This window comes from Geodermatophilus sp. SYSU D00703 (genome assembly GCF_054050155.1).
This window is the reverse complement of sequence record NZ_JBJGYU010000030.1, coordinates 42540-52526: the sequence shown is the minus strand read 5'-3', so window position 1 is coordinate 52526 and position 9987 is coordinate 42540. Positions and strand designations below refer to the sequence as shown.

General features: G+C 76.9%; 9 protein-coding genes. 4 read left to right on the top strand and 5 right to left on the bottom strand.

The genetic code is table 11. The features are described from left to right. The first annotated feature begins 190 nt into the window (after positions 1 to 190). Together ACI782_RS21195 and ACI782_RS21190 are read left to right on the top strand one after the other, a co-directional pair. Positions 191 to 1912, top strand: a complete 1722-nt coding sequence (locus tag ACI782_RS21195) for an ATP-binding protein (RefSeq protein ID WP_456912074.1) — start codon at positions 191 to 193, stop codon at positions 1910 to 1912. A gap of 115 nt (positions 1913 to 2027) precedes the next feature. Next, entirely contained in the window at positions 2028 to 2168 is a 141-nt protein-coding gene (locus tag ACI782_RS21190) for a hypothetical protein (RefSeq protein WP_456912073.1), read from the top strand. Positions 2169 to 2312: 144 nt separating this feature from the next. Here the strand turns inward: ACI782_RS21190 and ACI782_RS21185 are convergent, their stop codons facing one another. Next, on the bottom strand, positions 2313 to 2555 hold the full coding sequence (locus ACI782_RS21185; RefSeq protein WP_456912072.1) for a response regulator transcription factor: 243 nt from the start codon (positions 2553 to 2555) through the stop codon (positions 2313 to 2315). A 235-nt stretch (positions 2556 to 2790) separates the two neighbouring features. Here ACI782_RS21185 and ACI782_RS21180 point away from each other — a divergent pair, with 235 nt between their 5' ends. Continuing rightward, positions 2791 to 3888, top strand: coding sequence for an AraC family transcriptional regulator (locus tag ACI782_RS21180; protein WP_456912071.1), 1098 nt, complete (start codon positions 2791 to 2793; stop codon positions 3886 to 3888). A gap of 57 nt (positions 3889 to 3945) precedes the next feature. Further along, positions 3946 to 5322, top strand: a complete 1377-nt coding sequence (locus ACI782_RS21175) for a diacylglycerol/lipid kinase family protein (RefSeq protein ID WP_456912070.1) — start codon at positions 3946 to 3948, stop codon at positions 5320 to 5322. 6 nt (positions 5323 to 5328) lie between these two features. Here ACI782_RS21175 and ACI782_RS21170 read toward each other — a convergent pair whose 3' ends face one another. From ACI782_RS21170 to ACI782_RS21155, 4 genes are all read right to left on the bottom strand, one after another. Beyond that, positions 5329 to 7092, bottom strand: coding sequence for a SulP family inorganic anion transporter (locus ACI782_RS21170; RefSeq protein ID WP_456912069.1), 1764 nt, complete (start codon positions 7090 to 7092; stop codon positions 5329 to 5331). Between the two features lie 18 nt (positions 7093 to 7110). Further along, positions 7111 to 7353 carry a three-helix bundle dimerization domain-containing protein gene (locus tag ACI782_RS21165; RefSeq protein ID WP_456912068.1) on the bottom strand — a complete coding sequence of 81 codons (243 nt, stop codon included), beginning with the start codon at positions 7351 to 7353 and terminating at the stop codon, positions 7111 to 7113. Between the two features lie 73 nt (positions 7354 to 7426). Beyond that, positions 7427 to 8191 (bottom strand): CPBP family intramembrane glutamic endopeptidase, encoded by a 765-nt coding sequence (locus ACI782_RS21160; RefSeq protein WP_456912067.1) that lies wholly within the window; start codon positions 8189 to 8191, stop codon positions 7427 to 7429. Between the two features lie 18 nt (positions 8192 to 8209). Continuing rightward, positions 8210 to 9943: an alpha/beta hydrolase gene (locus ACI782_RS21155; RefSeq protein WP_456912066.1), complete on the bottom strand. Its 1734-nt coding sequence runs from the start codon at positions 9941 to 9943 to the stop codon at positions 8210 to 8212. Positions 9944 to 9987 lie beyond the last annotated feature (44 nt).

Sequence of the window (9987 nt, the reverse complement as noted above, 5' to 3'; positions counted from 1 at the left end):
GGGGGGGGGGGGGGGGGGGGGGGGGGGGGGGGGGGGGGGGGGGGGGGGGGGGGGGGGGGGGGGGGGGGGGGGGGGGGGGGGGGGGGGGTGGGGGGGGGGCGGGGGGGGGGGGGGGGGGGGGGGCGGGGGGGCCGCCCCCGCGCTGCAAGGCCGGCCGCTGCTGCTCCTGCTCGACAACTGCGAGCACGTGGTGGAGGCCGCCGCGGCGCTGTGCGCGGACCTGCTGCCCCGGTGTCCCGAGCTGCGGGTCCTCGCCACCTCCCGGGAGCCGCTCGGGCTGCCGGGCGAGGCGGTGCTGCCGTGCGGCCCGATGCCCGCCGGCAGCCCCGGCAGCGACGCCGAGCAGCTGTTCCTCGACCGGGCCCGGCTGGCCGCCCCGCACCTGGCGGCCCCCTCCGCCGAGGACCTCGAGCAGGTGCGCGAGCTGTGCGCCGCCCTCGACGGACTCCCGCTGGCCGTCGAGCTGGCCGCCGCCTGTCTCACCACCCTGCCGCTGGCCGAGGTGGCCGGCCGGGTCGACGACCGGTTCACCCTGCTGGCCGGCGGGTGGCGCTCAGCTCCCCCGCACCAGCGCACCCTGGCCGCCACCGTCCGGTGGAGCGTCGACCTGCTGTCCCCCGCCGAGCAGGCGGTGTTCGAGGCCGTGTCGGTGCTGCCCGGCACGTTCGGGCCCGACGCGGTCGACGCCGTGGCCGGACCGGACGTGGAGGGCGGCACCCTGGAGCTGCTGCGGGTGCTGGTCGCCAAGTCGCTGGTCGAGCTCGACCACGCCTCCGGCCGCTACCGGATGCTGGAGACGCTGCGGCAGTACGCCGAGCAGCACCTGGGTGCGGACCGGGCGCGGGGGCTGCGCGACCGGCACGCCGGGTTCGTCGTGGCGCTGACCGAGCGGCTGGAGCCGGCGCTGCGCCGTGCCGAGTGGACCGCCAGCGCCCGCCGGCTGGACGCCGAGCAGCCCGGGCTGCGGGCCGCGCTGACGCACACGCTGGCCACCGGGCAGGGCGAGCTCGCGCTGCGGATCGGGTCCGCACTGGCCTGGTGGTGGTACCGCCGCGGCCACGTGCAGGAGGGCCGGCGGTGGCTGGCCGCCGCGCTGGACGCCACGCCGTCGACGCCGCCGCACGTCCGCAGCGGCGCCCTGCTCGGCGACGCGCTGCTGGCCTACCTGTCCGGGGACGTCGCCTCCATCTTCGCGCGCACCAACGAGATCGTCACCGCCGCACCGGACGAGCGCGACGGCGTCCTCGCGCTGGCCCTGGTGCTGCGCGGCTTCGTCCGGGCGCTGCTCGGGCAGACCGACGAGGACGGCGGGGTCTCGCAGGACATCGCCCGCGGCCTGGAGCTGGCCCAGGCGTCGGGCATCGAGTGGGTCCAGGCCGAGATCGCGATGACCCTCGGGCAGTTCGCGCGGGTCGCCGGCGACGCCGAGGGCGCGCTCGAGCACCTCGACCGCGCCGAGCAGCTGGCCCTGGACCTGGGCCACTCGTGGGCGCGCTCGTCGGTGCTGTGGATCCGGGCCAAGGTGCTCGTCGACCTCGGCCGGCCCGACGAGGCGCTGGCGAACCTGTGGCGGATGGTCGACCTCACCCACCGCGAGGGCGACGCCACGGGCACGCTCGCCGGGCTGCTCACCGCGGTCGGGGCCGCCACGGCCGCCGGCGAGCCGCACACCGGCGCCGTCCTGCTGGGTGCGGTGGAGTCCGCCGCCCGCCGGGTCGGCTACGACCCGCTGCGGATGGACCCGGTGGACGGGCAGCGCTACGTCGAGGCCACCCGCTCCGCCCTGGACACCGGCGACCTCGCCGACGGCCGGGCCGAGGGCGCGGGCCTGGACCTCGGCGGGGCCTGCGCGATCGTCGGCCGGCTGGCCGGGGCGGACCCGGACCGGGCGGTGCAGCCGGCCACCCTCTAGCGGGAACGGCGTCGCCGGACCGGGTGGCCGCCCCACCCTGCGGTGACGCAGCGTGACCGGTGGCGCCGAGGATGCCGGGGTGAGGAGCACACGGCCGGGCGGCGCTCAGGAGTCGGTGGGAGCGAGGGTCGTCCGGTCGGTGGCGGTCCTCGCGGCGACGGCGGGACTGGTGGCGTTCGCCACCGTCGGCTCCTTCGAGGACGGCGCGGACCCCTTCCCGCGCTCGACGGTCGGGTCGGTCGAGACGCCGGGGTGACCCGGGCCCCGCCAGGCGGACGCACCACGGACCGGCAGGCCCTCTGTCGCCCGCCCGGCGAGGTGGTCCCAGTGTGACCGACGGCCGGTCATCCGCGAGTCGGGGCGCCGAGGAGTTCCCCGTGCGGCCGGGCGGCCCGGCGTCCTAGAGGACGCCGCGCCCGCGCGCGGCGTCCACGACCTGCCGGCGTCCGGCCACGGCCAGCTTGCCCTGCACCCGGCGGATCCGGGTGCGGGCGGTGTTGCTGGTGACAGACATGGCCACCGCGATCTGGGCCGTCGACCGGCCCTCCGCCAGGTGGCGCAGCAGCTCCACGTCGCGGTCGGTGAGGACCGGGGCGCCGTCGGCGGGCGGGGCCCCTCCTGGGCACGGGGGCAGCGACGGCATGGCGCCCTCCTCTGCGGGCCGGCGCGGCACGGGCACGAGGCGGTCCGGAGGAGCGACGGCGATGGACGGACGGGGCACGGGTCCTCCGAGGGCACGCGCGGGTGGGAGGCGGACCACTCCACGACTCGGTCGTCCGCCGCCCGGTGGTGCCACGGTAGGGAGGAGGGCCGGAGGACGCTTTACCGATCCGGTCGTGCCTCTTACCTTTTGGCGCATCGCGCAGGAGGGACCGTCCATGCGGCCTCGCGTCCGGAGCGCCTCGCTCACCGGGTACGCCGACCTGGCGCGATCGCTCGGCCTCGACCCGGCCGCCGCGCTGGCCTCCGTGGGGCTGGACCTCGCCGACCTCGACGTCCCGGACCGGTGGATCCCCGGTGCCGCCGTCGCCCGCGTGCTCGAGCTGTCCGCCCGCGACGCCGGGTGCCCGGACCTCGGCCTGCGCCTGGCCGAGCTGCGGCGGCTGGGCACCCTCGGGCCGATCAGCGTCGTGCTCCGCGACCAGCCGGACCTCCGCAGCGCCCTGGACCTGCTGATCCGGTACGAGCGCGTGTACAACGAGGCGCTGCACGTGCGCCTGGCGCAGCTCGACGGTGTGGCGACCCTCACCGCGTGGCTCGAGTTCGGGGAGCCCGCGCCGACCGACCAGGCGCTGGACCTGCTCATGGCGGCCGTCCTGGGCGTGATCCGGACCCTCGTGGGCCCCGGCTGGACGCCGCTGTCGGCCTCCTTCGCCCGCCCGGAGCCCGCCGACCCGGCTCCCTACCACCGCGTGTTCGGCCCCGGCGTCCGGTTCGGCCAGGACGCCACGTGCCTGGTCTTCCGCGCCCACGAGCTGGCCGTCCCCGTGCTCCACTCCGACGCGTCCCTGCGGCCCTACACCGAGCAGTTCCTGCAGACGGTCGTGGCGCCCGGGCCACGCACGGCGGCCGACCAGGTGGCGGAGACGGTGGAGCTGCTGCTGCCGCTGGGCCGCTGCTCGATGGAGCGGGTCAGCCGGCACCTCGGCCTGCGCCCGAGGGAGCTCCAGCGCCACCTGGCCGACGAGGGCGAGAGCTTCTCGGCGGTCGTGCACGCCACCCGGGCGCGACTGGCCGAGCGCTACCTGCCCAACGACCGCCTGTCGCTGACCGAGGTGTCCCAGCTGCTCGGCTTCCGGGCGCCCAGTGCCTTCACCCGCTGGTTCCGCGAGCGGTTCGGCACCAGCCCGAGCGACTGGCGCCGGACCGCCCGGTCCGCGGCCGACACCGCTCCCCCGCCGGGTGAGGGCCGTCGGCTCCCGGCCCCGCTCCCCACGCCGCGCTCCGCGGCACGCGGAACCGTCCGGGGAGGGTGAGCCCCCCGGCGGCCCGGCCCGGGAGCATCGCGGCACGGCGGCCCCGGGAGGTGTGCGGTGGGTTCGGTGCGTGCCCGGCGGTGGTGGGCGCGGGGGTCTCTGGTCCTCGTCGCCGCCGCCTTCCTGCTCCTCGTGTCCTTCGCCGGGGACGGCGGACTGTGGCTGGTCCTGCTGACCGTGGCGGCCGCGGCGGTGGTGGCGGCCGCGGCCTTCTGGTTCCTGCTGCACCGCGGGCCGGTGCGCTGGCTCGCCCTGGCCCTGGCCGTGGGCACCCCCGTGGCGCTCATCGTCGTGTTCGCCGCCGCCGACCTGTTCTGGGTGGCGGTCCTGGCGGCCGTGCTGCTGGCCGCCGGGGTGGCCGCCGCGCACACGGCGCTGCGCCCGGAGCGGTCGGAGTGGGCGCTCCCGGTCGCCGAGACGCCGGCACCGCGGCACCCGTTCGTGGTCATGAACCCGCGCTCGGGCGGCGGCAAGGTGGGCCGGTTCCGGCTGAAGGAGCGGGCGGAGGAGCTCGGCGCGGAGGTGGCCCTGCTCGACCGGCCCGGCACCGACGTCCAGCAGCTGGCCCGGGACGCCCTCGCCCGCGGTGCGGACCTGCTCGGGGTGGCCGGCGGGGACGGCACCCAGGCGCTGGTCGCGCAGGTCGCGGCGGAGCACGGGGTGCCGTTCCTGGTCATCAGTGCGGGCACCCGCAACCACTTCGCCCTGGACCTCGGACTGGACCGCCAGGACCCGGCGCGCTGCCTGGACGCCCTGCGCGACGGCGTGGAGGCCCGCATCGACCTCGGCGAGGTCAACGGGCGGCCGTTCGTGAACAACGCCTCCTTCGGCGCGTACGCCGAGATCGTGGAGAGCCCCGCCTACCGGGACGACAAGCGCGGCACGACCCTGGAGGCCCTGCCGGACCTGCTCAGCCGCCGGCGTGGGGCGCACCTGGTGGCCGAGGTCGGCGACGTGGTCGTCGACGCACCGCAGGCGCTGCTCGTGAGCAACAACCCCTACGAGGACTCCGACCTCGCCGGGATGGGCCGGCGGTCCCGGCTCGACCGCGGCGTGCTCGGTGTCATCTCGGTGCGGGTGGACTCCGCCCGGCAGGCCGTCGGGCTGCTGCAGGGCGCCCACCAGCGCGGCCTGCAGCGGGCGGAGGCGCGGGAGGTGCTGGTCTCCGCCGACGTCCCCGAGGTGCCGGTGGGGATCGACGGCGAGACCGTGCGGCTGGCCGCCCCGGTCCGCTGCACCGTCCGTCCCGGCGCCCTGCGGGTCCGGCTTCCCCGGGAGCGGCCCGGCGTCCGGCCGCCGCGGGGTCGCGTGCACTGGGCGGCGCTGTGGCGGCTGGCCACCGGCCGGTCGCCGGCGCCGGGACCGGGAGCGGTGGACCAGCCCGCGACGGTGGGCGCGGACCCGGCCCCACCCCCGGCCGGCCGGGACGCCTGACCGCCCTCAGGCCTGGGCCTGCGGTGGCGGTTCCGGACGCTCGAGCACGCCGGTCTCCCCGTCCGGCGCGGGGCGGGGCGCGGGCCAGGCGGCACCGGTCCGCCGCTGGAAGGCGTCGACCGCCGCCTCCACCGTCGGGAAGAAGTGCCGGGCCTCGAGCTCGCGGTCGAGTCCGTAGCGCTCGACCTTCCGGCGGACCGGGTCCTTGAGCTCGGCGAACACCAGGGTCTGACCGCGCTCGTCCAGCAGCCGGTCGAGGTCGAGCAGGACGTCGGCGGCGGTGGTGTCGACGTCGGTGATCGGCTCGGCGGCGACCACGATCCACCGGGGCGCGGGCTCGGAGCGGGCGAGGGCCGTGACCTCGTCGCGGAAGGTCTTGGCGTTGGCGAAGAACAGCGGCGCGTCGAACCGGTAGATGACCAGCCCGGGGAGCTGCCGGGCGTCCGGGTACGACCGGATGTCGTGGTACCCGGCCACGCCGTCGGCCAGCCCGAGGACGGTCTGGTACGGGCGCCAGGCCCGCCGGAAGACGTTGAGGATCGACAGCCCGACCGCGATCACGATGCCGGGCAGGACGCCGAGCAGCGCCACCCCGGCGAACGCGACGATCGACAGGGTGAACTCGACGCGGCGCTGCCGCCACAGGCGGGCGGTGCCGGGCACGTCGGCCAGGGAGAGCGACGCGGTGATCACCACCGCCGCCAGCGCCGCCTGCGGCAGGTCCCGGAACAGGCCCGGCAGGAAGACGATCATCACGAGGATGAGGACGGCGCCGGTGACCCCGGTGAGCTGCGAGCGCATCCCGGCGCGCTCGGCCACCGCGGTGCGGGAGGCGCTCGTGCTGACCGGGAAGCCCTGGAACAGGCCGGCGGCCAGGTTGGCCGCGCCGATGCCGATCATCTCCTGGTTGCCGCGCACCTCCTGGCCGGTGCGCTCGGCGAACGACGACGCGGTGGAGATGGTGTCCGCGAGCGAGACGAGCGCGATCGCGAACGCCCCGGCGAGCAGCGGGGCCACGTCCGACCAGGCGATCGCCGGGACGGTCAGCGGCGGGAAGCCCTCCGGCAGCACCCCGACGAGGCTCACGCCGCGCGCCCCCAGGTCGAAGGCGCCGCTCACGGCGATGGCCAGGACCACCATGACCAGCACGCCGGGCACCCGGGGCGCCCAGCGCCGCAGCGCGAGCACCACCGCGATGCCGCCGATCCCGACCGCCGCGGCGGCCGGCACGGTCTCGCCGCGCGCCACCCCCTCGACGAACGCTGCCAGCTCCATGAGCAGCCCGTCGGCGTCCACCGAGAACCCGAGCAGCTTGGGGAGCTGGCCGACCAGGATGGTCAGCGCCAGCCCGTTCATGTAGCCGATCATGGTCGGCTTGGAGAGCAGGTCGGCGACGAAGCCCAGCCCGGCCCAGCCTGCGGCGATCATGACCGCCGCGGTCATGATGGCGAGCATCGAGGCCAGCGCGACCGCCCGCTCGGGATCCCCGCCCGCGGCCACCAGCGGCAGCACGGTCGCCGCGATCATCGGCCCCAGCGAGGAGTCGGGCCCGAGCACGAGGATGCGCGAGGGGCCGAACAGCGCGTAGGCGAGCAGGCAGGTGATGGTCGTGTACAGGCCGGTGATCGACGGCAGCCCGGCCAGCTGGGCGTAGGCCATCCCCTGCGGCACCAGCAGCGTGGTGAGCACGACCCCGGCCACGACGTCCTTGACCAGCCACTGCCGGCGGTAGCCGCGCAGCGCACGGAGGCCGGGGAGGACGGGGCTCACCGCTCGGCCCTCCCCGGGTCAGCGGGCCGGGCCGCGTCCGCGGTAGGTCTCACGCACCCTCTTCTCCACCAGGATCGGGACGAACGCCTGCACGCGGGCGCCGGCGAACGCCGCGAGCGCCACGACGGCGTGCTCCCGGACCTCGACGGGGTCCGCGCCGTAGTCCCGCGCGACCCGCGTCACCAGGAGGTCCACGAAGGACACCTCGCGCGGGAGCGGATCGTCGTCCTCCGGGACGACGTCCTCAGCGACCGCGGTCACCGCCGCACCTCCTCGTCCGGCGTCGGCACTGGCGTGGACCGCCCCACCGTTCCGTCCGCGGGGCCGGACGGCATCACCCGCCCAGGGTGACCGGCCACCGGAGGTCCGCAGGCCGGGGAGCCGCCGCGGCCGCGTCCAGCCGCCGGGCCACGAGGCCGAAGAGGACGCCGAGGGAGTTGGTCGCCCAGTGCGCCCCGGCGCTCGCGACGACGCTGCCGCTGCGCCGGCGCAGCTCACCGAAGACCAGGCCGCCCACCGTGGTGAACGCGACCGTGGCCACGACGACCACGGCGCTGCCGCCACCCCCGACCGCCCCGGAGACGCCGCGGTTGGTGCTCCCGATCCCCAGCGCGGGGAAGACGTGCCACAGCCCGAAGAGCACGGAGGTGGTGACCAGCACCTGCCACGGGCGGCAGTGGCGGGACAGCGCTCCCCACAGCACCGAGCGGAAGGCGACCTCCTCGAGGAGCACCGTGCCGAGCGGGATGACCAACAGGGCGGTGCGCAGCGCGCCGGGCAGCGGCAGGTCGTAGCGGTCGTCCTGGAACGCCGGCCGCGTCAGCGGGAGCAGCACCCCGACGACGTAGACGCCGGCGACGACGGCGCCCGCTCCCAGGGCCCACCGGCAGCCGGCCCGCAGCCGGTCCCGGCCCAGACCCAGCTGCCCCCAGGTCAGCCCGTCCAGCCGGGCCCAGGCCAGCAGCGCGGCGCCCTGGAGCCCTCGCACCCACCAGGGCGGGTGCAGCAGATGGTCGACCACGTTGATCGCGGCGAGCGCGAGGACGACGGCGCTCGAGACCAGCCGGTGGCGCCTGCGGCGGGCGGCCGACGTCGTCACGCCGCTGGCCGGGCCACGTCAGCCGCCGCCGACCAGCTGCCGCAGCCGGTCGGTGTCCGCGTCGGTCCATCCGGGCGGCTGCGCCACCTCCGCCCACGCGTCGGCGTAGTCGGCCTCGTACTTGTGGCCGTGCCCGTCCGGCACGCCGGTCGAGAACACCAGGTCGGCCGTGACCTGCCAGAAGGTGACGAACGGCAGCCAGGCCATGTCGGGTGACACGTCCGGGCCCCGCTCCCCCTCGAGCCAGTCGGGGCGGGACAGGAGCAGCCGCGGCGACCACCACACGATCGGGTCGGAGGCGTTCTGGAGGTAGACCACCCGGGGCGTCTCCCACGGGGCCGGCGGTGCGGCGAGGTCGGGCGCCTCGTCGGCGAACCGCGCGACGCGGCCCTCGTCGTACACCGGGAGCCACTCCGGGGAGCCGGCGTCCCGGTCGGCCACGAGGCCGCGCCACAGCTCGTTGAAGTTCGGCGGCCCGGCCCAGACCACCCCGGCGGTGCGGTTCTGGATGTCGGCCAGGCCGCTGAAGGCGGCCTCCCCACCGAAGGTCCCGAGGCTCTCCCCGAAGACGTACAGCTGCGGCCGGTCGTCCGGCGGCAACTGCGACCAGGCCCCGTACACGGCGTCGAACAGCGCCCGCCCGGCGTCCCGGGCCTTGGCCTGGTCGACGAGGAAGGACAGCCAGCTGGGCAGGTACGAGTACTGCATCGCCACCATCGCGCTGTCGCCGTTGAGCGCGTACTCCAGCGCGCCGCTCGCCGCGGGGTCGACCCACCCGGTCCCGGTGGTGGTGACCACGACGAGCACCTCCCGGTCGAAGCCACCCGCGCGCTCGAGGTCGCGGACGGCGAGCGCTGCGCGGTCGCCCACGTCGTCGGCGGACGCCAGGCCGGCGTAGGCGCGGACCGGCTGGCGCGCCGGCCGGCCGGAGAAGGCCGTGAGGTCCTCCGGCGTCGGGCCGGTGCCGACGAAGTTGCGCCCCTGCAGCCCCAGTTGCTCCCAGGGCACGAGCGACCCGGTGCTCCCCGACCGCTCGGGGATCGTGGGGCGGACGGCGCCCTCCTCCGTGCCGTCGTCCTTGACGCTGAACGTGGAGTTCATGGCCTCGACCAGCCCCTGGAAGAGGACGCCGTTGACCAGGAGGACCAGCAGGACGGCGACCGCCACGACCCCGAGCGGGCGGGCGACCCGCCCCGGGAGCACCCGGCCCAGTGCCCGGACCAGCCGGCGGGCCGCCCATCGGACGCCGCGGGCGATCGCGACCAGGCCCGCGAACACCAGCACCGCCACGACGACGATGCCGAGCGAGGAGAACCCCTCCGGCGGGTCGAGGCCCATGAGCAGGTGGATCTGCCGCTGCCAGTACGCGCCGAAGCCCAGCGCGATGAGGACGAGCGCCGGCCCGGCGACGGCCAGCGCCCGCCAGGCGAGGCGGCGGGTTCCGGCGGAGAGCCGCCGGTCAGTGACCTCCGCGACGAACCAGGCGACCGCGGCCCCCAGGCCGTAACCGATCGCCGCGGTGATCCCGGCGATGAGTCCCTGTACGAGCCAGCCGCGGGGCAGCAGCGACGGGGTGAGGGAGGCGCAGCCGAGCAGGACGGCGCCGACCGTGCCGCTCCACGAGTAGCGCGGCAGCCGGCGCGTCCACCGCCGGGCCCGGCGCCGCGTCGTCCCCGCGGACGCGGCGGTCGCCGGCGGCGGAACGACGTCGGTGTCCTCGGACGGGGGCCTCGTCACCGGTTCGGTCGTCATCGCACGCTCCGCTCGTGGGACCGACGACGCTACGGAGTCCGCGG

Coding starts and splice junctions, on each gene's coding strand:
- ACI782_RS21185 (WP_456912072.1), bottom strand. CDS start 2,555: ATGCCGTCGCTGCCCCCGTGCCCAGGAGGGGCCCCGCCCGCCGACGGC.
- ACI782_RS21180 (WP_456912071.1), top strand. CDS start 2,791: ATGCGGCCTCGCGTCCGGAGCGCCTCGCTCACCGGGTACGCCGACCTG.
- ACI782_RS21155 (WP_456912066.1), bottom strand. CDS start 9,943: ATGACGACCGAACCGGTGACGAGGCCCCCGTCCGAGGACACCGACGTC.